This is a genomic window from Pseudomonas psychrophila HA-4, from assembly GCF_000282975.1.
Taxonomy (GTDB): Bacteria; Pseudomonadota; Gammaproteobacteria; order Pseudomonadales; family Pseudomonadaceae; genus Aquipseudomonas; species Aquipseudomonas psychrophila_A.
Genome location: NZ_ALJC01000018.1, coordinates 78,415 through 99,917 on the forward strand (window position 1 = coordinate 78,415; position 21,503 = coordinate 99,917).

20 protein-coding genes are annotated in these 21,503 nt (G+C 56.4%); 8 read left to right on the forward strand and 12 right to left on the reverse strand.

Annotation, left to right across the window (positions count from 1 at the left end; all coding sequences use genetic code 11):
- Positions 1-179: 179 nt before the first annotated feature.
- Genes B347_RS0102185 through B347_RS0102195 form a run of 3 tightly spaced genes read right to left on the reverse strand, consistent with a single transcriptional unit; the run spans position 180 to position 2,519 of the window.
- Positions 180-1,076: a hydroxymethylglutaryl-CoA lyase gene (locus tag B347_RS0102185; protein ID WP_019408073.1), complete on the reverse strand. Its 897-nt coding sequence runs from the start codon at positions 1,074-1,076 to the stop codon at positions 180-182.
- A 55-nt stretch (positions 1,077-1,131) separates the two neighbouring features.
- Positions 1,132-1,527: a MerR family transcriptional regulator gene (locus B347_RS0102190; RefSeq protein ID WP_019408074.1), complete on the reverse strand. Its 396-nt coding sequence runs from the start codon at positions 1,525-1,527 to the stop codon at positions 1,132-1,134.
- Between the two features lie 26 nt (positions 1,528-1,553).
- On the reverse strand, positions 1,554-2,519 hold the full coding sequence (locus B347_RS0102195; RefSeq protein WP_026013939.1) for a LysR family transcriptional regulator: 966 nt from the start codon (positions 2,517-2,519) through the stop codon (positions 1,554-1,556).
- Positions 2,520-2,675: 156 nt separating this feature from the next.
- On the opposite strand from B347_RS0102195, the gene B347_RS0102200 reads away from it, so the two are divergent.
- Entirely contained in the window at positions 2,676-3,887 is a 1,212-nt protein-coding gene (locus tag B347_RS0102200) for an acyl-CoA dehydrogenase (RefSeq protein WP_019408076.1), read from the forward strand.
- A gap of 53 nt (positions 3,888-3,940) precedes the next feature.
- Here the strand turns inward: B347_RS0102200 and B347_RS0102205 are convergent, their stop codons facing one another.
- On the reverse strand, positions 3,941-5,257 hold the full coding sequence (locus B347_RS0102205) for a substrate-binding domain-containing protein (protein ID WP_019408077.1): 1,317 nt from the start codon (positions 5,255-5,257) through the stop codon (positions 3,941-3,943).
- An 84-nt stretch (positions 5,258-5,341) separates the two neighbouring features.
- The gene (xthA, locus tag B347_RS0102210; protein WP_019408078.1) at positions 5,342-6,154 is read right to left on the reverse strand and encodes an exodeoxyribonuclease III; all 813 of its coding nucleotides are present in this window, start codon (positions 6,152-6,154) and stop codon (positions 5,342-5,344) included.
- Positions 6,155-6,465: 311 nt separating this feature from the next.
- Here xthA and B347_RS0102215 point away from each other — a divergent pair, with 311 nt between their 5' ends.
- From B347_RS0102215 to B347_RS0102225, 3 genes are all read left to right on the forward strand, one after another.
- Positions 6,466-7,101, forward strand: a complete 636-nt coding sequence (locus B347_RS0102215) for a GNAT family N-acetyltransferase (protein ID WP_019408079.1) — start codon at positions 6,466-6,468, stop codon at positions 7,099-7,101.
- 63 nt (positions 7,102-7,164) lie between these two features.
- Positions 7,165-8,892, forward strand: coding sequence for an autotransporter assembly complex protein TamA (locus tag B347_RS0102220; protein WP_019408080.1), 1,728 nt, complete (start codon positions 7,165-7,167; stop codon positions 8,890-8,892).
- On the forward strand, positions 8,889-12,569 hold the full coding sequence (locus B347_RS0102225; protein WP_019408081.1) for a translocation/assembly module TamB domain-containing protein: 3,681 nt from the start codon (positions 8,889-8,891) through the stop codon (positions 12,567-12,569). The genes B347_RS0102220 and B347_RS0102225 overlap by 4 nt, the downstream gene beginning before the upstream one ends.
- Positions 12,570-12,614: 45 nt before the next feature.
- Here B347_RS0102225 and B347_RS0102230 read toward each other — a convergent pair whose 3' ends face one another.
- Positions 12,615-13,610, reverse strand: coding sequence for an aldo/keto reductase (locus B347_RS0102230; protein WP_019408082.1), 996 nt, complete (start codon positions 13,608-13,610; stop codon positions 12,615-12,617).
- Positions 13,611-13,721: 111 nt separating this feature from the next.
- On the opposite strand from B347_RS0102230, the gene B347_RS0102235 reads away from it, so the two are divergent.
- Complete coding sequence (locus B347_RS0102235) at positions 13,722-14,627, forward strand: LysR family transcriptional regulator (RefSeq protein ID WP_019408083.1); 906 nt, start codon at positions 13,722-13,724, stop codon at positions 14,625-14,627.
- Positions 14,628-14,710: 83 nt separating this feature from the next.
- Here B347_RS0102235 and B347_RS27025 read toward each other — a convergent pair whose 3' ends face one another.
- Positions 14,711-14,845: a hypothetical protein gene (locus B347_RS27025; RefSeq protein WP_272942643.1), complete on the reverse strand. Its 135-nt coding sequence runs from the start codon at positions 14,843-14,845 to the stop codon at positions 14,711-14,713.
- Between the two features lie 118 nt (positions 14,846-14,963).
- On the opposite strand from B347_RS27025, the gene B347_RS0102240 reads away from it, so the two are divergent.
- Complete coding sequence (locus tag B347_RS0102240; RefSeq protein ID WP_019408084.1) at positions 14,964-15,152, forward strand: hypothetical protein; 189 nt, start codon at positions 14,964-14,966, stop codon at positions 15,150-15,152.
- Here B347_RS0102240 and B347_RS0102245 read toward each other — a convergent pair.
- The gene (locus B347_RS0102245) at positions 15,149-15,535 is read right to left on the reverse strand and encodes a hypothetical protein (protein WP_019408085.1); all 387 of its coding nucleotides are present in this window, start codon (positions 15,533-15,535) and stop codon (positions 15,149-15,151) included. The genes B347_RS0102240 and B347_RS0102245 overlap by 4 nt on opposite strands.
- A gap of 267 nt (positions 15,536-15,802) precedes the next feature.
- On the opposite strand from B347_RS0102245, the gene B347_RS0102250 reads away from it, so the two are divergent.
- Positions 15,803-18,121: an acylase gene (locus tag B347_RS0102250; protein WP_019408086.1), complete on the forward strand. Its 2,319-nt coding sequence runs from the start codon at positions 15,803-15,805 to the stop codon at positions 18,119-18,121.
- Between the two features lie 87 nt (positions 18,122-18,208).
- Here the strand turns inward: B347_RS0102250 and B347_RS0102255 are convergent, their stop codons facing one another.
- On the reverse strand, positions 18,209-19,210 hold the full coding sequence (locus B347_RS0102255; protein ID WP_019408087.1) for a FecR family protein: 1,002 nt from the start codon (positions 19,208-19,210) through the stop codon (positions 18,209-18,211).
- Between the two features lie 162 nt (positions 19,211-19,372).
- Here B347_RS0102255 and B347_RS0102260 point away from each other — a divergent pair, with 162 nt between their 5' ends.
- Entirely contained in the window at positions 19,373-19,651 is a 279-nt protein-coding gene (locus B347_RS0102260; RefSeq protein ID WP_019408088.1) for a PepSY domain-containing protein, read from the forward strand.
- A 78-nt stretch (positions 19,652-19,729) separates the two neighbouring features.
- On the opposite strand, the gene B347_RS0102265 is transcribed toward B347_RS0102260, so the two are convergent.
- The 3 genes from B347_RS0102265 to B347_RS0102275 all read right to left on the reverse strand — a co-directional run bounded on the left by B347_RS0102265 (position 19,730) and on the right by B347_RS0102275 (position 21,206).
- Positions 19,730-20,284 carry a GNAT family N-acetyltransferase gene (locus B347_RS0102265; protein WP_019408089.1) on the reverse strand — a complete coding sequence of 185 codons (555 nt, stop codon included), beginning with the start codon at positions 20,282-20,284 and terminating at the stop codon, positions 19,730-19,732.
- A 97-nt stretch (positions 20,285-20,381) separates the two neighbouring features.
- Positions 20,382-20,639: a DUF2790 domain-containing protein gene (locus tag B347_RS0102270; RefSeq protein ID WP_019408090.1), complete on the reverse strand. Its 258-nt coding sequence runs from the start codon at positions 20,637-20,639 to the stop codon at positions 20,382-20,384.
- Positions 20,640-20,963: 324 nt separating this feature from the next.
- Positions 20,964-21,206 carry a DUF2790 domain-containing protein gene (locus tag B347_RS0102275; protein ID WP_019408091.1) on the reverse strand — a complete coding sequence of 81 codons (243 nt, stop codon included), beginning with the start codon at positions 21,204-21,206 and terminating at the stop codon, positions 20,964-20,966.
- Positions 21,207-21,503: the final 297 nt, after the last annotated feature.

Genomic DNA, 21,503 nt, shown 5'->3' on the forward strand with positions numbered 1-21,503 from the left:
TGCTGCGGTTTTTATTCTTGTTATGCCATAGAGATAGCAGGAGCCGTGCCAACTTTTTAAAACCCTTATAAATCAACGGCTTGGTTTTTAAGGCAATAAAAAACCGGCCTGGGTTAGGGCCGGTTTGTTTCCGTGTTACTCGTTTGTGTGAGGGTGCGGTAACACCACGGCACACTTTTTTAACCCTGACGTGCCTTGGCGACCCGAGACCCGGTAACACGCCCCAGCACCTTGCAGATGTGTTCGCCGGCCAGTAACAGTTTGTCCATGTCGACCCCGGTTTCAATGCCCATGCCGTTGAGCATGTACAACACGTCTTCGGTGGCCACGTTACCGCTGGCGCCTTTGGCATACGGGCAGCCGCCCAACCCCGCAATCGAGCTGTCGAATACGTTTATACCTTCGAGCAAGCTGGCGTAGATGTTGACCAGCGCTTGACCGTAGGTGTCGTGGAAGTGCCCGGCGAGCTTTTCCCGTGGCACAACTGCGCCGACCGCCTCAAACATTGCCCGCGTGGCTGTCGGCGTGCCGGTGCCGATGGTGTCCCCCAGGGACACTTCGTAACAGCCCATGGCGTACAGCTCTTTTGATACGGCGGCGACTTGTTGCGCCGAGACGTGGCCTTCATACGGGCAGCCCAGCACGCAGGACACATACCCGCGCACGCTGATGCCGTGCTGTTGGGCTGACTCGATGATGGGTACGAAGCGCGCTAGGCTTTCACTGATCGAGCAGTTGATGTTGCGCTGCGAAAACGCCTCAGACGCGGCGGCGAAAACGGCGACCTCTTTTACCCCGGCTGCGACTGCGTCTTCAAAACCGCGCATATTCGGCGCCAACGCACCATAGACCACACCCGGTTTGCGCTGGATCTGGGCGAAGACATCAGCCGAACCGGCCATTTGCGGCACCCACTTGGGGGACACGAAACTGCCGACCTCTATATAGCCTAGGCCTGCGTCGGTCAGGGCGTTAACCAACTGCACCTTGTCGGCGACGCTGATGGGTTGAGCTTCATTTTGCAGGCCGTCGCGCGGGCCGACTTCAATCAGGCGCACATGGGCAGGAAGTGTCATTGGGGTCACCTATCAATGTGGATGATCCCTGTAGGCGCGAGCTGGCCTACAGGATTCAGGCAGTTTGGTTTTTTATGGTTTGCTCGAGTGCCTGAATACAGCGCTCTTCGGCGGTATCGAGCTCAAGTTGCATCTGCTGAATATCCAAAAGCTGTTGCTCGAGTTGCTGACGACGTTCGGCTATTTTGCCCAGCATGCTGTTCAACTGTTTTTGATTGCCGCTGCTCGGGTCGTAAAGCTCAATCAGTTCGCGGCACTCGGCCAACGAAAAACCAATGCGCTTGCCGCGCAGAATCAGCTTCAGGCTGACCTTGTCCCGTGCCGAATATATTCGCTCCTGGCCACGGCGCTCGGGGGAGAGCAGGCCTTGTTCTTCATAAAAGCGGATGGCGCGGGTGGTGATGTCCAGTTCACGGGCAAGATCGGAAATGCTGTACGTCTGGCTGCTCATGGGCACGCTCTTAAAGGATCATGCCGTTAAGCTAATGGTTGGTTGACGTTTACGTCAAGCAAGCGTTGCCCCTCGGACTTTTTTTCCAGCGCCAGTTGTTGCTGGCATACCTCGATCAATTGCTCGCGCATCCAGCGGTTGGCGGGGTCTTGTTCGGTGCTTTCGTGCCAGTACAGATGAGTTTCTACGTTCGGCAACTCACTGATCGGCAACGGCACAAAATGCAGGCGATGGCGATGGGCAAAACGCTCTGGCACGGTCATCACCATGTCGGTTTGATGCAACACATTCGACGCCATTAGATAGTGCTGCGAACGCAGGGTGATTTTACGTTGCAAACCGATTTTGCCCAGCGCCAGATCCACCTGGCCGAGGCCATTGCGGCGGGTTGATATATGAATGTGGGTCAACCCCAGATACTCATCCAGACTGATCGCGGCCTTGCTGGCCAAGGGATGGCCTTGGCGCATGGCGCACACATAACGGTCTTCCATCAATTTGACGTGACGCACCTGAGCGTCGGTATTGAGCGGCGCATCGACGGCGAAATCCAGACGTCCTGCCGCTAGGTCGCTGGTGGTCTCACGGCGATGGGACAAAAAGCTTTCAATCACCACCGCGGGTGCCTGACGGCGCAGACGCTGAAACAGTGGCGGCAAGATCACCGCTTCGGTCAGGTCGGTCATGCTGATACGAAAGGTCTTGTTGGCCTGCAACGGATTAAAGGTGCGACTTTCTTGTACCGAAACGCGCAACAGGGCCAGGGCGCTGCGTACCGGACTGATGATGTTTTGCGCCATGGGAGTGGGCACCATGCCTTGGGCAGTGCGTACGAACAACGGGTCGTTGAAGCTTTCACGCAGTCGGGCCAGAGCGTTGGACACCGCGGGCTGAGTGATGCCGATAATCTGTCCGGCACGGGTCAGGTTGGCTTCGGTGTAGATGGCGTCGAAGACGACAAACAGATTGAGATCGACCTTATTCAGGTTCATGGCGCGTAGCTCTTGTTGTTTGAGGTGAGGCAGCGGGCGAATCATATATTGCTTATGAATGGTAATACACACCGTAAATAGGCAGCGCAAATGATGGGCGGCTGATCTAGCATCACGCCGTCACCTACTCACATTGACGCTAAAAGGTTGCCACTCATGGATTTCGCCTACTCCCCGAAAGTTCAAGCGCTGCGCGAACGCATCACCGCGTTTATGGAGGCTTATGTGTATCCGGCGGAGGCGATTTTCGATCAGCAAGTGGCAGAAGGTGATCGCTGGCAACCGACCGCGATCATGCAAGAGCTGAAACTCAAGGCCCAGGCTGAAGGCCTGTGGAATCTGTTTTTGCCCGAGTCTGAACTGGGTGCCGGGTTGACCAACCTGGAATACGCGCCCTTGGCCGAGATCATGGGCCGTTCGATGTTGGGGTCCGAGCCGTTCAACTGCTCGGCACCCGATACCGGCAACATGGAAGTGCTGGTGCGTTACGCCAATTCGCAGCAAAAGCAGCAATGGCTTGAGCCGCTATTGCGCGGTGAGATTCGTTCGGCGTTCGCCATGACCGAGCCAGATGTGGCCTCGTCGGATGCGACCAATATGGATGCCCGTGCCGTGCGCGACGGTGATGAGTGGGTAATCAATGGTCGTAAGTGGTGGACGTCCGGCGCCTGCGACCCACGCTGCAAAATCCTGATTTTTATGGGGCTGAGTCACCCAGACAACGCGCGCCATCAACAGCATTCGATGATCTTGGTGCCTGTCGATACGCCGGGGGTGAAGATCGTGCGCGCACTGCCTGTGTTTGGTTACGACGATGCGCCCCATGGGCACGCTGAAGTGCTGTTCGACAATGTACGGGTGCCGTATGAAAACGTCCTGCTTGGCGAAGGCAGGGGGTTTGAGATTGCTCAAGGCCGCCTTGGGCCTGGGCGTATTCACCACTGCATGCGCTCAATCGGCATGGCCGAACGCGCCTTGGAACTGATGTGCCAACGCTCGTTGGCGCGCACAGCGTTTGGTAAGCCGTTGGCGCGACTGGGGGGCAATATCGACAAAATCGCCGACTCGCGGATGGAGATCGACATGGCGCGACTGTTGACCTTGAAAGCGGCCTACATGATGGACACGGTCGGTAACAAGGTCGCGAAAAGTGAGATCGCGCAGATCAAAGTCATCGCCCCCAACGTCGCGTTGAGAGTGATTGATCGGGCGATCCAGATTCATGGCGGGGCAGGGGTTTCGGGGGATTTTCCGCTGGCGTACATGTATGCCATGCAGCGCACATTGCGCTTGGCTGATGGCCCAGACGAAGTGCACAGGGCAGCGGTCGGCAGGTTTGAACTGGATAAGTACGCGACGAACCCGTAGGCGCCAGCGTGCCCCGCGATCTTTTGATCATTAAAAGTATCGCGGGGAAATACTTAATACACCCACACCTCAACCCGGCGATTCTTTACCCGGCCTTCGTCTTCGGTGTTGGTCGCCACCGGCATTTGTGCGCCATAACCACGAATTTCACGCAGTACCACGCCACTTTTGACCAGCTCTCGGCGCACGGTCATTGCCCTGAGTTTTGACAGCAACTGCGCGCGCTCCGGATCGTCCTTTGCATCACCAAAGCCCACCAGCGTGACCTCCTTGTTTAGTTTGTTGTGCGCCTTTAAATAATGGATCACGCGCAGTAAGTCCTGCCGTGCCTTGTTGTCGAGCGTGGCACTGCCTTCTTCGAAGCGAAAATTGACCGACAGGCGCTGCGCTTCTTTTGTCAGTGCCTGATAGTCCTCGGGCATGTGCGCGCCGGGCTGCACGTGGCTGGCCTGGACGGTTTGCGCGATAAAACCGTTTTGCGCCACGATGGCCTGACCTTTGGCACTTTGAGTGAATGTCACCAGTGCCTTGGCCAGCGGGTTCTGATTGAGAGGTGGTAAGTAAAAAAATAGACGTCGCGACAATGGGTAGTCTTCGCTAGCAATCAGACTGTTGAGCGGCAGCATGGGCTGCGACGCACCATCGACAATCGCCAGCGCTTTGGCAGCGCGAATGTACGGCAAGCCGATGAAGCCGATGGCGTGCGGGTCTTTGCTGACGGCGTCCGATAACGCCTCGCTGGACTCAAAACGCGACGCCGTGGCGCTCAGTGGGCGAGCGGCACGGCTTAGTACCAATTCTTTAAACGTGTCCCAAGTACCCGATTGGTCATCGCGGGCATACAAATGAATCGTGCCACCGACACCGCCAAGCGCTTCCCAAGTGCTGATTTCACCATTGAACACCTTGGCTAATTGCTCGGTATTGAGCTGATTCAGCGGGTTTTGCGGGTGCACAATAATTGCCAGTCCGTCGATAGCGATCACCTGTTCGGCTTCAGGACTTTTCAGGTCGCCGAGGGCTTCGAGTTCGACCAGTTCGCGGTCCTTGATCGGCCGTGATGAGGCCACCAAGTCGGCTTTTCCGGCTTTGAGCGCACTGAAACCTGTGCCTGAACCGTGAGCTGACACATCCACACGGATCTGCTGGCCCAAGGTCTTGGTGGCGACAATGCTGTACTCGTTGGGCGGGATGACCGGCACGCTGTGAATGTCGTGAAAACCTTGCTCTGCAAGCATGGCCGCCACCAGGGCGGGGCCGAGGTTGGCGCCGATGGTGTTAGAACCCTGAATGCGCAAGTCGGCAACAGGCCCGGCAAAGGCCATATGCGTGATTGCACATAACAGAATCAGCAACTTAAAACGCAGCATTAACGGGCACCTTTCTGGAGCCAAAGAAGTGCCAGCAATTTAAGTTAGAAACGTTTCAATAGAATGACGCGCAAGCGAGCTAGATCAGCTCAATTCCAACCAGATAGGCGCATGGTCAGACGGTTTTTCCATGGCGCGCAAATCGTAGTCAACGCCCGCGGCCTTGATCCGTGGCACCAGGCTTTGAGACGTCAGAATCACGTCGATGCGCAGTCCGCGCTTGGGTTCATCTTCGAAGCCGCGGCTGCGGTAGTCGAACCAACTGAAGCGGTCGGCCACTTCTGGGTGCAGGTAGCGGTAGCTGTCGACCAGGCCCCAGTTCTTGAGGCGCTCCAACCATTCACGTTCTTCTGGCAGAAAGCTGCACTTACCGGTTTTCAGCCAACGCTTGGCGTTGTCCGGGCCAATGCCGATGTCGCGGTCTTGCGGGGAGATATTAATGTCGCCCATCACCACCAGCGGCTGTTCGTTGCTGAACTGACCTTCGAGCAACTGCTGCAAATCGCTGTAAAAGCGCTGCTTGGCTGGAAACTTGGTTGGGTGGTCGCGGCTTTCGCCCTGTGGGAAGTAACCATTCATGATGGTTACTGGCTGGTCGTTTTCGTCAGCAAACGTGCCCCAGATAAAGCGGCGCTGCACGTCTTCTTCATCGCTGGCAAAGCCTTTGTGCAACGTCAACGGCGGTTTGCGCGAGAGCAGAGCAACGCCATAGTGGCCCTTTTGCCCATGAAAATGCACGTGATAGCCCAGCGCTTCAATGTCTGCGACAGGGAACTGATCATCATGGACTTTAGTTTCTTGCAGGCCGATGACGTCGGGCTGGTGTTTTTCGATCAGCGCTGCCAGCTGATGCGGCCGAGCACGCAGGCCATTGATGTTGAATGAAACGATTTTCATGGGCGGGCAGTCCTGAGTAAAAGGGCGATGTTAGTCGCTGTACGAAATGTTTTCGAGCGAAGGTTAGGCAAGGCGAAAACAGGCGAGAAGGCAGAGTCTACGGGTTGTAAATGAGTATTTCGAGCCTGTTTTCAACGCCGCATAACCGCGCGCAGATACATTTCGTACAGCGCCTTAGCGGCCAGCGTGCAGTGGGGCAAAAGCACTGCTACCGTAGGATGTGTTCTACCCAATGGAACTGTTGCGGCCCTTGCAGGCTCGTACTCAATACAAGTGCCGCCCTTCACGCGGTGCCATGGAGATTTGTGGACATGCCCACCTGCCAGATCCAAGTGCTCGACAGCGGCTATTCAAAAGAAACGCGCTCTTTGCTGTACCAGGCTTACCACCATGACCCGACTTTTCGTTATGTGTTTGAGTCGCATCGCAGGGGGTATGCACACCGGGTTCGGGCCACCGTTCGGGCGTTGGTCAAACAGCATTTTTTCCAGGACCTGCCTGCGTTGGGATTACTGGTCGATGACCGGCTGGTTGCCGTGGCGTTGATTGCCCCCCCGCAACGCCGGTTGGGCATTACCGAGAGCTGGGCGTGGCAGTTGCGCATGTTGCTCACCGCGGGCTTGCGGGGCACTCGGCGCTATCTTGAATACCATCAGGCGATCCAAGCGTGTGTGCCAGGCGACGCCGTTCACATGTTGCCGCTAGTGGCTATTCACCCTGATTTTCCAGAAATGTCCTATGGTGAACAGCTGCTTGAGGCCGTACATAATTGGTGCGCTCAGGACGAACATTCCGAAGGCGTCGTACTCGACAGCGGCAACCCGAGTTACCAAGCTTTTTATAAACGCCATGGCTACGTACAAATTGGTGAAGTAACGATAGGACCGGTTGTTGAGCAAGTATTTTTCCACGCCAACCCTCAGGTGTTACAAACAGCAACGGCTTAAGGGCATTTTTTTGCCCGTTGGCGCGCTCTATGACCACCTCTGCCCGTGATAGCATCCGCGCCTATGAAGTTTCCAGGAAGATTTACCAGTGGTGTTGTCCTGCTGATCAGTAGCTTTGCGGCATTTGCCCAAAGCGAACTGGTGGTTAAGGTCAAACCGGCAAACGATGCCCTCAAGGCCAACGTGGAAGGCTATATAGGCAGCCTCGGCGACCGCGATGAAGCGGCTTTGTCGCGCTTCAAGCGTGGCGCCGAAGAGCAGGCCCTGAAAGCCTCCCAGGCCTTGGGCTACTACCAACCCAAAATTGAAGCCGAAGTGACGGCTGGCGATCATCCGCGGCTGGTGTTGAGCATTGATCCGGGCGAGCCGGTGCATCTGCGAAACATCACGGTGCGTGTTGAAGGCCCGGCCGCCTCACTCAAAGCCTTTCGAATCCCTTCCAGTGATGATCTAAAACCGGGCGCCGTACTCAATCAGGGCAACTACGAAGACGCCAAGCGCCTGATTCAAAACCGAGCCCTGCGCTATGGTTTTTTCAACGGCAAGTTTCTTAAACACGAACTGTTGGTTGACCCTAAAGGCGGATTTGCCGACATCAATCTTATTTACCAAAGTGGCCCGCGTTACTCGCTCGGTAAGGTCAGCTTTGCCGGTGACGCGCCTTTCGACCAAACCCTTTTGGACCGAATGGTGCCCTTTAAGCCAGACACTCCGTACGACTCTGAACTGGTCGCGGAACTGAATCAAAACCTGCAATCGAGCGGCTATTTCGAGACCGTACGGGTGGGCGCTGCGCCAAGTACGGCGGTGGGGCAGGTGATCCCGGTGGACGTTAATCTTGAAACCCGCAAGCCGCGCACCATGACGCTTGGTCTTGGTTATTCAACCGACACCGGCCCGCGTGGCAAAGCCAGCTGGACCCGCCATTGGGACAACCCACGCGGCGACAGTTACGGTTTTGAATCCGAAATTTCCCAGCCCAAGCAAAACATCGGGGCCTGGTATGACATCCCGCTAGATCCTCCTCTGACCGATAAACTGCGTTTTGCCGCCGGTTATCAATACGAAGAAATTGCCAATACCGACACCTTGAGCAAGCTGCTCACCGTCGGCCCCGAGTGGCATAGCAAACTGGACAACGGCTGGACGCGGGTGGTGTCGCTGAAGTGGCAACACGAAGAATATCGCCTAGGCGATGACTCAGGTTTGAGCACTTTGCTGATGCCGGGCGTGAGTTACTCGGTGCTGCGCAGCGATAACCGCATTGACCCCAGTCACGGTTATAGCGTGGCGTTCGAAACCCAGTTGGCCAAACAAGGGTTGATGTCCGACACCAACCTGCTGCACGGCGATGTGAGATTCAAAGCGCTGAAAACAGTGTGGGACAAACACCGCTTTTTAGGCCGTATTGAGTTTGGTGGCAGCGCCACCAACGGCTACAAATCCGTCCCGCCGTCGTTACGCTTCTTCGCGGGTGGCGACCAAAGCGTGCGCGGTTATGACTACCAGACCTTGTCACCAAAGAACTCGGAAGGTGATCGAATCGGCGGGCGCTACCTGCTGGCAGGCAGCCTTGAGTATCAATATCAGTTTGCTGAAAAGTGGCGCTGGGCGACCTTTGTCGACAAGGGCAATGCGTTTAACAAGCTGGACTTTCCGAGCTTGAAAACCGGGGTCGGCGTGGGCATTCGCTGGATCTCGCCGATTGGCCCAATACGCCTCGATCTGGCCCATGCGCTGGATGACGATGGCGGTGTTCGTTTGCACTTCTCGATGGGGCCAGAATTGTGATTCGTGGTTTTAAAATAGCGGGCCTGGTGCTGTTGGCGTTGGTGCTGCTGGTGATTGCCAGCGTCGGTGTGATTGTGGGTACGCAAGCGGGCAGCCGCTGGGCGTTGGATCAAGTACCCGGTTTGCACGTGGATAACTTTGCCGGGCGCCTAGGTGCGCAATGGAGTGCCGATCACCTGTTGTGGGAGCAAGGCAGCAGTCGCGTCGAAGTCAGTCGGCCAATTTTTGCCTGGTCGCCCGGGTGCCTGATGCGAATGACGCTGTGTATCGATCAGTTGCAGGCAGATCAGGTCACTCTGCAATTTCCGCCGAGTGAAGACAGCAGCAGCGGGCCGATTAGCTTGCCTGATCTCAAATTGCCGTTGGCGATTGAGGTGGGGGTGATCAAGGTCGGCAACGTGTTGTTCAACGGAGTTGAGCAGCTTAAGGGCATGCAGATGACCGCGCAGTGGACGGCCAAAGGGCTGCAAATTGACTCGGTGCAGATTGAACGCGAAGACCTGAGCGTGGACGTGTCTGGCCTGTTGCAGCCCAATGGCGATTGGCCGCTGACCTTGCAAGGTACCGTTAACCTGCCTGCACAAGACAACCAACCGTGGGCGCTGGCGCTTAAGGTTGACGGTAATCTGCGGACAACGCTCAACCTCACCGCTGACAGCAGTGGTTATTTGGATGCTCATCTGAGTGGTGCTTTGGAGCCATTGGCCGAGAATCTCCCCGCGCAGGTCAACATCACCTCCGCGCAGTTCAAGGCCAGCAGTGAGCTGCCTGACACCTTGCAGCTCAATCAATTGGTGTTGTCGGCCAAAGGTGATCTCAAGGGCGGTTACGAGCTGAACGGCAGCGCCAGTTTGCCTGCCGAGCAAGCCCCCGTGAACCTGTTGCTCAAAGGTCGGGTGGATGCCAATGGCGCGCAAATCACGGCGCTGGATCTGACCGCTGGCGCGCAGCAACACCTGAAGTTATCCGGTCAGGTGGCGTGGCATTCAGGGTTGAGTGCCGAGGCCAAAGTCGACTGGCTGGAGTTTCCCTGGCACAACCTGTATCCGGTCATTGCCAAACCGGACGTCGACTTGCGCAAGCTTAGCGGCGAAGTCTCCTACACGGACGGCAAGTACCTAGGTAACGTCATGGCCGACCTTACCGGCCCGGCGGGGCCGTTCAGTGTCAGCAGCCCATTCAGTGGTGACCTCGAAAAAATCTTCTTGCCGCAACTGGAACTGGTCGCGGGCCAGGGTAAAGCCCGTGGTCATGCCAATGTGCAGTTTGCTGATGGAGTGGCCTGGGACACGGCGCTGGACCTCAGCGCGATCAACCCTGCGTATTGGGTGGCCGAGTTGCCTGGCACGTTGGCTGGCCCATTGCGCAGCACTGGTGAGTTCAAAAACGAGCGCCTTAAACTGGATGCCAACCTCGACCTTAAAGGCCGTCTGCGTGGCTTGCCAGCCATGCTTCAGGCCAAGGCTGTAGGCGAGGGCGAAGCTTGGACTGTCAGCGCGCTGGATATTCGTCTGGGGGACAACCGAATCAACGGCACCGCCAGCTTGCAGCAGCAAATCAAGGCTCAGCTTGAGCTGAACATGCCGCGACTGGGGCAGTTGTGGCCAGAGCTACGTGGGCAACTCACAGGTCGGGTCGACCTAGCGGGCACGCTCAAGGCGCCACAAGGCAAGGTCATGCTGCGAGGCCAGCAGTTGGCCTTTGCCGACAATCATCTGCAAAACCTGACGTTGGACGCGAACCTTGATCAGGCCCAGCGGGGTCGCATTGAGCTTAAAGGCAGCGGGATTCAATCCGGTGATACTCAACTCGGAGTGCTGACAGTCAGTGGCAGTGGCGACATCAAGCGTCAACAACTGCAAGTGGGACTGCAAGGACCGATGCTGCAACTGGGGTTGGCACTGGACGGCGGCCTCGACAAGGACAACTGGCGTGGACGCTTGCTCAAGGGCGACATCAAGGCCGGCGGTCAGGCGTGGGTACTGCAAAACGCGGCACGGCTCGAACGTTTGGCAGATGGCCGGATCACCCTGGGTGCGCAATGCTGGGCTTCTGGCCCGGCCAGTCTGTGCACTGAAGAACAGCGCCTGATGCCTGATCCAAAACTGCGTTTGCACCTTAAACAGTTCCCGCTTGAGAGCCTCGCCGAATGGTTCCCCAAAGACTTTCAGTGGCAAGGGCAACTTAACGCTGACATGGTGCTCGACATGCCAGCCAGCGGGCCTAAAGGTCAGGTGGTCGTGGATGCTAGCGGCGGCACCTTGCGCATTAAAGACAAAGGCCAGTGGATCGACTTCCCGTATCAGGCCTTCAAATTAACCAGCAACCTGACCCCTAGCAGGGTCGACGCGCGGTTCGATTTTGATGGTGGAAAACTGGGCCAAGTGATGTTGGCGGCCCGCATAAACCCGCTGCCCAAAAATAAGCCGATCACGGGTGAATTCCGCCTGAGCGGGCTAGACGTGTCGGTGGTTCGTCCGTTTGCGCCGATGGTTGAAAAACTGACCGGGCAATTGAATGGTTCGGGTTCGATCACCGGCGGTTTGGTGGCGCCTCGTATCACGGGTGACGTGTCGCTTACGGGCGGTGAAATCTCTGGTCCCGAGCTACCGACTAGCTTTGAAAACCTTCAGCTCAAAGCCCACATCATGGGCGAAACCATGCAACTCGAGGGTGGCTGGACCAGCGGCAAGCAAGGCCAGGGCACCATCAGCGGCAACGTCGCCTGGGGCCAAGCGATGGCGGTGAATATAGTGCTCAAGGGCAATCAGTTGCCAGTGACAGTTGAGCCTTACGCCAAACTGGAGGTGGCCCCGGACCTGAGAATCTCCCTTAAGCCGGACAACACCTTGTTGATCGCGGGCACGGTGAACATCCCCAAAGGAGAGATCACCGTGCGCGAGCTGCCGCCATCAACAGTCAAGGTGTCGGATGACACGGTGATCGTGGGGCAACAAACGGACGATGAGTCGGGTTCGCCTCCAATGGTGGTCGACATGGACATCACGGTGGTCGTGGGCCAAGAGTTGCTGACCTTCTCAGGCTTTGGCCTGAACGCAGACTTGGCGGGGCAGGTTCATATTGGCAATGACATGGACACCCGTGGCGAGTTGCGCCTGAACAATGGCCGTTACCGTGCCTATGGCCAGAAACTGACCATTCGCCGGGCGCGGCTATTATTCGCCGGGCCGATTGATCAGCCGTACCTCGACATTGAAGCCGTCCGCCAGACCGACAACGTGATCGCCGGGATTCGCCTCACGGGCAGTGCTGAGCAGCCGACCACACAAGTCTTTTCCGAGCCGGCCATGAGCCAGGAGCAGGCGTTGTCCTACTTGATTCTAGGCCGACCACTGACCGGTACTGGCGAGGACGAAAACATGCTGGCGCAAGCTGCGCTCGGGTTGGGATTAATGGGCAGTTCGGGCATTACCACCAGTTTGGCCAACCACCTTGGGCTTAAGGATTTTGAGTTGGACACCCAAGGCAGTGGCAATAACACCGCTGTGGTGGCCAGCGGCAAGATCAACGAACGGCTGAGTGTGCGCTATGGGTATGGGGTGTTTGAGCCGGCCAGTACCATCGCCTTGCGATACAAACTGAGCAAGCGGGTGTATGTCGAAGTGGCGAGTGGCTTGGCGAGTTCGTTGGATATTTTCTACAAGCGCGACTTCTAAATCAAAAGCCCCTCTCCTTCGGGAGAGGGCTGGGTGAGGGTTGCTCTAGCGATTAAGGTGAGTCATCGATTCTTGCGCATAACGCAAGCCCGAGACCGCGCTGGCAGGGAAGATGGCCGTCAGTGCTGCCAATTCACTGATACTGAGGGTGATGTCCAGCGCTGCGACGTTTTCTTCTAGGTACTTGCGTTGTTTGGTGCCCGGAATCGGAATCAGGTAATCACCTTGATCCAGCACCCAGGCTAACGCCAGTTGCCCAGCGGTCACGCCTTTATCAGAGGCCAGCGCCTGAACTTGTTTCACTAGCAGCAGATTTTTCGCAAAGTTGTCGCCTTGAAAACGCGGGTTGAAGCGTCGGAAATCATCTGCGGCAAAGTCGTCCGGGCTTTTCAGGGCACCGGTCAAAAAGCCCCGCCCCAGCGGGCTGTAGGGCACAAAAGCGATGCCCAGGCGCTGGCATGCTGCTAAGCAGCCGTTGTCTTCCGGGTCGCGGCTCCACAGCGAATATTCACTTTGCAACGCGCTGATTGGGTGCACCTTGTGCGCCCGTTCAAGGGTGGCCGCCGAGGCTTCGCTGAGCCCCAAGTACCGAACCTTGCCAGCCTTGACCAGATCCGACATCGCGCCAACGGTCTCTTCTATCGGTACGTTCGGGTCCATGCGGTGCTGGTAGTACAGATCCAGTGTTTCGACGCCAAGGCGTTTGAGGCTGCCTTCGATGGATTCACGAATGTACTCGGGCCGGCCGCTGATCCCTCGGGCTGCAGGGTTGGCCGGGTCACGCACAATGCCGAATTTGCTGGCCAGGAAAACCTGATCACGTTTGCCGCGAATGGCTTGGCCGATCAATTCTTCGTTGGTATGCGGGCCATACATGTCGGCGGTATCGAGCAGGTTGATGCCCAGTTCCAGCGCGCGGTGCAAGGTGGCCACGGCTTCACGGGTGTCGCTGCCGGTGGTGTAGAAATCGGTCATGCCCATGCAGCCCAAACCAATAGCGCTGACGTGTGGGCCGTTTTGACCCAGTTGGCGAGTGTCCATGCGAGGTGCTCCTGAATGAGGGTGACGCTATTGTTGACCTCGACACCTGCAAGATAAACCGGGTAAAAACGCTATCACTATTCGTTTTTTCTAAACAATAAGGTGGGAGACATGGACCGATTCAACGCGATGCTGGTCTTCACCCGCATTGTCGAGTTGGGTGGTTTTGCAAAGGCGGCCGACAGCCTGCATATGCCTCGGGCTTCTGTGACGGTATTGATCAAACAATTGGAATCACATCTGGGTGTGCAACTGTTGCATCGCACCACGCGGCAGGTGAGTCCGACGCTGGATGGTGCGGCGTATTACCAGCGCTGTGTTCGGCTGTTGTCAGACCTTGAAGAGTCCGAGGGGCTGTTCCGGGGCAGTCAACCCAAGGGCACGCTGCGGGTCGAGATGCCGTCAGCGGTAGGGCGTTTGGTGGTGTTCCCGGCGTTGCAGGAGTTTACCCGGCGTTATCCGCTGATCGAGTTAGAAGTCGGCCTTAATGATCGACCGGTGGACTTGATTCGTGAGGGCGTTGATTGCGTGATTCGCGGGGGGCTGACCTTGGATGATTCGCTGGTGGCGCGGCCCTTGGTGTTGATGGATCAAATGACCTGCGCCAGCCCAGGTTACTTGCATAGCCACGCAGAGCCGCATTCGCTGGAAGACTTGAGCGGGCATCAGATGATCGAATATTTTTCCAGCGCCTCTGGCAAGCGCTACGGACTGGAGTTTCAGATTGGCGATGAGGTGCGTTTGATCGACTTGCCCAAGCAAGTGTCGGTCAACAGCGCAGAAGGGTATCTGGCGGCGTGTACTGCCGGTTACGGCTTGGTCCAAACACCGTGTTATCACGTGGCGCAGCTGGTTCGCGATGGGCTTTTGCAAGAAGTGTTAAACGATTGTCTGCCGCCGCGTCTGGCATTGACCGCACTGTATCCACCGCATCGGCAACTGTCGCCGCGAGTGCGTGTGTTTGTCGATTGGTTGGTGGACCTGTGCAGCCGGCCCGACAGCGGTTTCACGCGTTAAACGAACTGTAGCGGGCTCTCCTCGTGATCTCTTGATCGCTTAAAAGATCGTGAGGCAAGTCCGCTGCTACAGGTGAGTCGGCTTTAACGGTGGTAATACCCAGGGCCGCCCTCGTAGTAGCGGTGATCGTTATGCCATCCATGACCAGGAAAAAACACGCATCCGCTCATGGCCAAGATGAGCAGCAGCGGTACCAGCCGTGTGACTCGACGTAACATGTGTACATCCTCATGGTTAGAGCGGGTGGCAGCTAAAAAGCTTCCCCGGCTGTAAGATGAGACCTTGTTTGTTTCAATTCATCTCCGTTAATCCAGCCTATTTTTTCAGGAACAAGTAATGACTCCTAAGCAACGTTTGGCATATTCGATTCTGATCGCCGTGGTGGTACTGGGCATCATGTTTGGTCTTTCGTACTTGCAAAACACCGGCGTGATCAACGAAAAAACCTTCCAGTACATCGCCATTGGCGTGGCTGTAGTGGTGGTAGTGATCAATGGCATCATGCGCCGCAAGACCAAGCTTTAAGCCTCGATTTTACCCATCAGCACGGCTTCAGCCTGTGGATGCAGGCTGTAGCTTTTATCGCTGTTGAGCACCACGACGCCTTCACTGCATAACCGTTTGAGTACCTCGCGGACGCTCAAAAACGACAGCGGAATATCCAGGGCCAGCAAATGGCTGTGCATACCGCGCACGCCCAATCGGCGATCATTTCCAGCGGCTGTCACCAGTGCATCAATGACCTTGAGTCGCACCAGGCTGGTACGCAGCCCAAAGCATTTGAGTAAGTGGCGGATCCGTTCATTACCTTGCAACGGCGCAAGCGCTTTTAGTAGCCCAGGATCGGGTTGAAAAGCGGTGTCGCGATGCTGTGGGTGGCCATCCGTTGGCAGTTGCGGGTTTTGCATGCAAAAACTCCTTTTCAGAGCCTGATCAGGAAAATAAAAAAGCGCTCTTATGTAACTAGACGAATGAGCGGCGTAAATCATGAACATTCACATGTAGAAAATTTGTCGTGAATGACTCTCAATTGCGAAACAACCCTGACTGGATAAGGGTTTCAAGCGATTATTAAATTTTTTTCATCCGGCTCGTTTTAGTAGAGACATTTGCCGGGTGATGTTTTCAATGGAGTGAGCGGCCGGGCTTTTTGTAATGAACGAAAAGGAGTCCGAGTGATCATTTCCAAACCGTTGAGCAAGACGTGTTTTGCCGTGCTGTGCCTAGGGCTGAGCATGAATCTGAGCCTGCCTGTGCTGGCACAAACGCCTGCCACTGATGTGCGTGCAGACATCCGCCGCACCACGTTTGGCGTGCCGCATATTCGCGCTGCCGATGAACGCGGGCTGGGCTACGGGATTGGTTACGCTTACGCCCAAGACAACCTGTGCCTGCTGGCCAACGAGGTGGTGACCGTCAACGGCGAGCGCTCGAAATACTTCGGCCCTCAACAACTGACGCTAGACGAACGCGATAACCTGTCCAGCGATGTGTTTTTTACCTGGCTCAACAACCCCGAGGCGGTGGCTGCCTTTTGGCAGGCGCAAACCCCCGAGGTACGCGATCTGGTCGAGGGGTATGTGGCGGGATTTAACCGCCAACTCAGCGAGCGTAATGGGCTGCCCGCACAATGCGACAACGCCTCTGTGCGGCCGATCACAGCGTTGGACTTGGTCAAGTTGACGCGTCGTTTGTTGGTAGAAGGTGGCGTAGGTCAGTTTGCTGAAGCCTTGGTGGCGGCCACTCCACCGCAACCCGCCTCGGCACAGATCAGCCGCCCAGCGGGTAGTTTCCAAGTAGCCGCCGAACGGATGCAGCGTTTTGCCTTGGACCGCGGCAGCAACGCCGTCGCGATTGGCAGCGGCCGTTCGCAAACGGGCCACTCGATGCTGCTGGCCAACCCGCATTTTCCGTGGGTGGGCGGCATGCGTTTTTATCAGATGCACCTGACCATCCCCGGCAAGCTGGACGTGATGGGCGCGGCCCTGCCGGGCTTACCGATGATCAACATCGGCTTTAACCCGCACGTGGCTTGGACCCACACGGTCGACACGTCCAAACACTTCACCGTGTACCGACTTGAACTCGACCCCAAGGACCCCACGCGCTACCTACTCGATGGCCAGTCGCGAGCGCTCGACAGAGACACCGTTACGGTCAGCGTCAAACAGGCTGACGGCAGCCTTCAGCCCGTGTCGCGAACGCTCTACAGTTCGGTGTTCGGCCCCATCGTGCAATGGCCTGGCCGAATGGATTGGGATAATCACGTAGCGTTCAGCCTGCGCGATGCCAACCTGCACAATGACCGCGTGTTGCAGCAGTGGTACGCGATGAACCACGCCAGCAGCCTCGATGATTTGCAGGCGTCTGTGAGTACGATTCAGGGCATTCCATGGGTCAACACCGTGGCGGTGGATGACGGGGGGCAAGCACTGTACCTAAACCTGTCGGTGGTGCCGTATGTCGACGCGGCCAAACTGACCGCGTGCAGCGATCCGCGTGCCGGCCTTGAGATCATTCTGCTCGACGGCAGCCGCAGTGCCTGTGACTGGACTGTTGATCCGAGTGCGGCACAGCCGGGTATTTACCCTGCGAGCAAACTGCCGCAATTGCGCCGCGACGATTACGTTCAGCATTCCAATGACTCGGCCTGGATGGCTAACCCTAATGCGCCACTGACCGGCTTTTCGCCGCTGATTAGCCAAGACAGCCTGCCGCTGGGGCCACGTGCGCGTTTTGCCTTGCAACGTTTGAGTCAGCCGGGCGCCATCAGCGTGTCGGACCTGCAAGGCCTTGTGATGGACGATCAGGTGTACTTGGCGGGGCAGGTCATGCCAGACCTGCTGGCATTCTGTGATGACGCCTTGAACGCTGGACAAGCACCCTTGGCGTCGGTGTGTACGAGCCTCAACGCGTGGGATCAACACGCGAACCTCAACAGCGGGATTGGCCTGGTGCATTTCCAAAACATCATGGCGCATCTGTCTGAGGTGCCGGATGTGTGGCGGGTGCCGTTTAACCCGGCAGACCCGCAACACACGCCGCGCGGCCTGAGTTTAGATAAGCCTGCGGTGGTCAAGGCGGTGCGTGAGGCGTTTATGGATTCGGCTGCAAAAGTGGCTGAAGAGGGTTTAAAGCCCGACGTGACCTGGGGTGAGATCCAAGTGGTCAGCAGTGGCGGCCAGCAGGTCCCGATTCACGGCGGTCCTGCGGCCCTGGGTGTGTACAACGCCATGCAAAGCGTGCCGAGCGGGGATGGCAAGCGAGAAGTGGTTAGCGGTACCAGCTATTTGCAAACCGTGACCTTTGACGAACATGGGCCACATGCCCAAGGTTTACTGGCCTTCTCGATCTCCAGCGACCCGGCTTCAAAGCATTCGCGGGATCAGACTCAAGCATTCTCGAAAAAACAGTGGCAGCCGTTACCGTTTACCGAAGCGCAGATCAAGGCTGATCCGAATTACCAACTGACCCAAATAAAAGGGGCTCTGTAACCGCTTATTTGGACCTTGGAGCGAGCTTGCTTCGCGATCTTTTGATCGTTTAAAAGACCGCGAGCAAGCGTGCTCCAACAGTTGATTTCAGCCGCGGGGCAGGGAGTTGATGACCGGTGTTCCGTTCTGGCTTACGCTCACGTACACCGGTAATACCTTGGGCAGAGACGCCGCTAGGTTGGGGATTTCCTGGGTCTTGAATACGCCCCCGATGCGCAATTGGCCAGTGGCGTTGTCTGCCAGCGCCAGCGGTGTACTGAGGTAGCGGTTGATCAATGGCAAGGCGTCGGCGAGTGTCAGGTTGTCCAGAATCAGCTTGCCGCTGCGCCAAGCCAGATCAGGCGCGTTGGCGTAGGTCTGGCTGATTTGCGGCGCGTCGTCCCCTGCCTTGAAGCGGGCCTGCATCCCAGGCTCCAGGCGCAAGCCGTCGCCACTCAGGTTTTTGTTACTGGTCACCAGCACCGAGCCTTCAAGCAGCGTGACACGCACCTGATCTTCGTACATCCACACATTGAACTGGGTACCGGTGACCCGGATTCGCCCGTCGGCCGCCTGAACCACAAACGGGTGAGTGACATCGTGACTGACCTTGAAAAACGCCTCACCCTTGCTCAGGGTGACGTGGCGCTGGTCTTTGTAATCGCTGAAGGTCAGTTGTGTGCTCAGGTTTAATTCAACCTCGCTACCATCGGGCAGGGTCACGTTGCGCACGCTAGTGCCTGCTTCTAGGCGCTCGTATGAGCTGGGTATCCAGCCGAGTTGCCAGCCGCTGTAGGCGGCCAGGGGCACGGCGACCACAGCGATAGCTGCTGCAATACCCAGCTGTTGCCAAGTGCTGCGACGAGGTGCGCGGGCCAGTGCAATCACTGGCGCGGGCGTCGGCGCTGTAGGCGGCAAATGCTCGCTAACATCCCAGATGTCGAGCATGGCTTCATATTCAAATGCATGCAGAGGATTTGCGTTTAGCCACACAGCGAAAGCCTCACGTTCCTGCTCGGTGCAATCGGGCTCGTGCAGACGCATACACCACTGGGCCGCAGCTTCAGTGATGGCATCGTATTCAGCTTCTGTGAGGCGTGTTTCGCTCATTTGCGCTCCTTGGTGCGGTGCATTCTAACCCTGCGCTTGCGCTTACGAGAACATGAGCCATGTCAAAAGGAGATCATTTAGCCTTATGCCTGGACTTTTCTCTGCTACGGTTATTTCGGCGATTGGTTACCAGACGCAACATCAATTAATGGAGTTAAGAAAATGTTGAAGAAAACGTTTGCTGCTGCGATCACTGCTGCTGTGTTGTTGGGCTCTAGCGCCGTCATGGCTCAGCCAAATCTGGATCCCAACTGGGCCTTTTCCAAAGAGCTTATTCAAGTCCTCAAGGATAAACACGGGTACACCGTGATCAAAAAGATTGAAGCTCAAGACCCTGCCAATGGGATCTGGAAGGCTGAAGGCATCAAATCCGAAACGGGTGTTGAATACGAAATTGTGTTCGATTCGGCCGGTAAAGTGATCTCCGAGAAGAAAGATTAAGGCTGAGTTTAGTCGTTCTCGGCAAAATCCTCTTTGAGCGATTACAGCCCGCTCGCACCTTGTGCGAGCGGGCTTGCTTTAGACCGTGCCTCGGTGTTTCAGCCATTGCTCCTGGGTTATCTCCCACAGATCACAAGAAAATTTCCCGCTGACAAAGCTACCTTCCTGACTGCTGACTAAGCGCATTCCACCACGTTCCGAAATCCGCCGCGAGCCCTCATTGGGCGCTGCTTTTGGCACGCGCATTAACGCGCGGCCTAGGGTGTGAAACCAGTAGGCGTCTATCACCTCGCATGCCTCGCTCATCAAGCCTTGCCCTTGCCAAGGCGGCGATAGCCAAAAGCCCCGATTGTTATCGACCTGATCCATCAGGCTGATGCTGCCGATCACGTCTTCAGGGCGGTCCAGCAGTCTGAGGGTCCAGTGCCACTCCTCGCCACGCGCCATGGCTGGCAGCGCGACATCACGCAAGAAACTGAGCGCTCCGTCTTCAGGGTAAGGCCACGGAACCCGGTCATTCAGGTAGCGGACCACTTCCCAGTGCGGGAATCGCTGCTGGATGGCACCAGCGTCCGCTAGGCTCAAGGGCAGCAACAATAATCGGGACGTCTGGAGGGTGGGCAGGACGTGCATGGGATATGGCTCCTTGCCATGGGTTTGCGTCGAGCTTAACCCTCATCAGCGTCCATAAAAAAGCCCTCGCAAGCGAGGGCCATTTGTAATGCCGTGATTAGCCGTTTGAACAGCCATTACCCATCACGCGGTACTCGAGAATATGACGCTGACCTTGATGGTCTTCGTACGTCATTTGTGCTGGAACCACCTCACACACATTAGCAATAGGCGACACGCTAATGACGTTGGCAATGTCCAATTCGGTGGCGTAAGTGTAGTGCTCAACGGCGGGTTGTTGTTGTGCAACTTTAAGATCGTCAGCCACGGCTAGTGTAGACAGACCCATAAGAGCAAGAACAATCAAACGTTTCATTTTCAATAAGACCTTAAACAATCACGACTAACTGACTTCACGTGCCTAATGGCGGTAGAAGTTGCCAGGCAACGGCTGTGTGTGCCTGGCACGAAGTACCGTGCCCTGTATCAATCTTGTGTGTAGGGATGGCTCTATAGTAGGGATTTACGGGTGTAGTTAAAGACCCAATACAGACACGCAGTTATTCCAAATGAGTAACAATGCGCTAGCAAATCGAACGCATAAAAAACCCCTCTTCTGAGGGGTTCCTGTTCATTTAAACGCTTTGCACGGCCAACGGTAAGCGCGAGCTTAAGTGAGCATTCTTTTAAGCCGCGGGGTCTAGCGTACGCTGCAGCCGTCACCCATCACTTGGTATTCAAGTACGTGGCGTTGACCCTGATGATCTTCATAGACCATTGTTGCCGGTACAACGTCGCAGACGTGAGGAACTTCGGACAGACTGATGACTTTGGCAATGTCCAGTTTTGTTCCGTAAGTGTATTGCTCTGGTGTCGGTGAAGCTTCATTGGCCAGTGCCATGGTTGCGAAACTTGCCAAGCATAATGCAATTAAGGTTTTCATGATGAAGGCCTTTAAAGTAACCAAGCGCTAGCGCTCACTGACTTCATTTGCCGATGGGGCGGGGGAAGTTACGAAGCGCATTGAATAACCAATGGCTGCGTACGAAGTACCGTACTGCGGTGTCTGTTCTTTCGGTTGATGGCCTGAATTTTACGCCGATTTCTCGAATTAAAAAGCGGTAATGGCAAAATGCTCTGTTACCGCATGGGTAACAATCTGGCTGTGCGTGGGTTATTTCAAGTGCCGAAAACCTTGGCCTTACTGGCATACTGCCGCCTCTGATTCAGGAGCCAGTCA

Excerpts from the sequence above, each read along its gene's own strand:
- B347_RS0102185 (WP_019408073.1), bottom strand. The coding sequence starts at position 1,076 with ATGACACTTCCTGCCCATGTGCGCCTGATTGAAGTCGGCCCGCGCGAC.
- B347_RS0102190 (WP_019408074.1), bottom strand. The coding sequence starts at position 1,527 with ATGAGCAGCCAGACGTACAGCATTTCCGATCTTGCCCGTGAACTGGAC.
- B347_RS0102195 (WP_026013939.1), bottom strand. The coding sequence starts at position 2,519 with ATGAACCTGAATAAGGTCGATCTCAATCTGTTTGTCGTCTTCGACGCC.
- B347_RS0102200 (WP_019408076.1), top strand. The coding sequence starts at position 2,676 with ATGGATTTCGCCTACTCCCCGAAAGTTCAAGCGCTGCGCGAACGCATC.
- B347_RS0102205 (WP_019408077.1), bottom strand. The coding sequence starts at position 5,257 with ATGCTGCGTTTTAAGTTGCTGATTCTGTTATGTGCAATCACGCATATG.
- xthA (WP_019408078.1), bottom strand. The coding sequence starts at position 6,154 with ATGAAAATCGTTTCATTCAACATCAATGGCCTGCGTGCTCGGCCGCAT.
- B347_RS0102215 (WP_019408079.1), top strand. The coding sequence starts at position 6,466 with ATGCCCACCTGCCAGATCCAAGTGCTCGACAGCGGCTATTCAAAAGAA.
- B347_RS0102220 (WP_019408080.1), top strand. The coding sequence starts at position 7,165 with ATGAAGTTTCCAGGAAGATTTACCAGTGGTGTTGTCCTGCTGATCAGT.
- B347_RS0102230 (WP_019408082.1), bottom strand. The coding sequence starts at position 13,610 with ATGGACACTCGCCAACTGGGTCAAAACGGCCCACACGTCAGCGCTATT.
- B347_RS0102235 (WP_019408083.1), top strand. The coding sequence starts at position 13,722 with ATGGACCGATTCAACGCGATGCTGGTCTTCACCCGCATTGTCGAGTTG.
- B347_RS27025 (WP_272942643.1), bottom strand. The coding sequence starts at position 14,845 with ATGTTACGTCGAGTCACACGGCTGGTACCGCTGCTGCTCATCTTGGCC.
- B347_RS0102240 (WP_019408084.1), top strand. The coding sequence starts at position 14,964 with ATGACTCCTAAGCAACGTTTGGCATATTCGATTCTGATCGCCGTGGTG.
- B347_RS0102245 (WP_019408085.1), bottom strand. The coding sequence starts at position 15,535 with ATGCAAAACCCGCAACTGCCAACGGATGGCCACCCACAGCATCGCGAC.
- B347_RS0102255 (WP_019408087.1), bottom strand. The coding sequence starts at position 19,210 with ATGAGCGAAACACGCCTCACAGAAGCTGAATACGATGCCATCACTGAA.
- B347_RS0102260 (WP_019408088.1), top strand. The coding sequence starts at position 19,373 with ATGTTGAAGAAAACGTTTGCTGCTGCGATCACTGCTGCTGTGTTGTTG.
- B347_RS0102265 (WP_019408089.1), bottom strand. The coding sequence starts at position 20,284 with ATGCACGTCCTGCCCACCCTCCAGACGTCCCGATTATTGTTGCTGCCC.
- B347_RS0102270 (WP_019408090.1), bottom strand. The coding sequence starts at position 20,639 with ATGAAACGTTTGATTGTTCTTGCTCTTATGGGTCTGTCTACACTAGCC.
- B347_RS0102275 (WP_019408091.1), bottom strand. The coding sequence starts at position 21,206 with ATGAAAACCTTAATTGCATTATGCTTGGCAAGTTTCGCAACCATGGCA.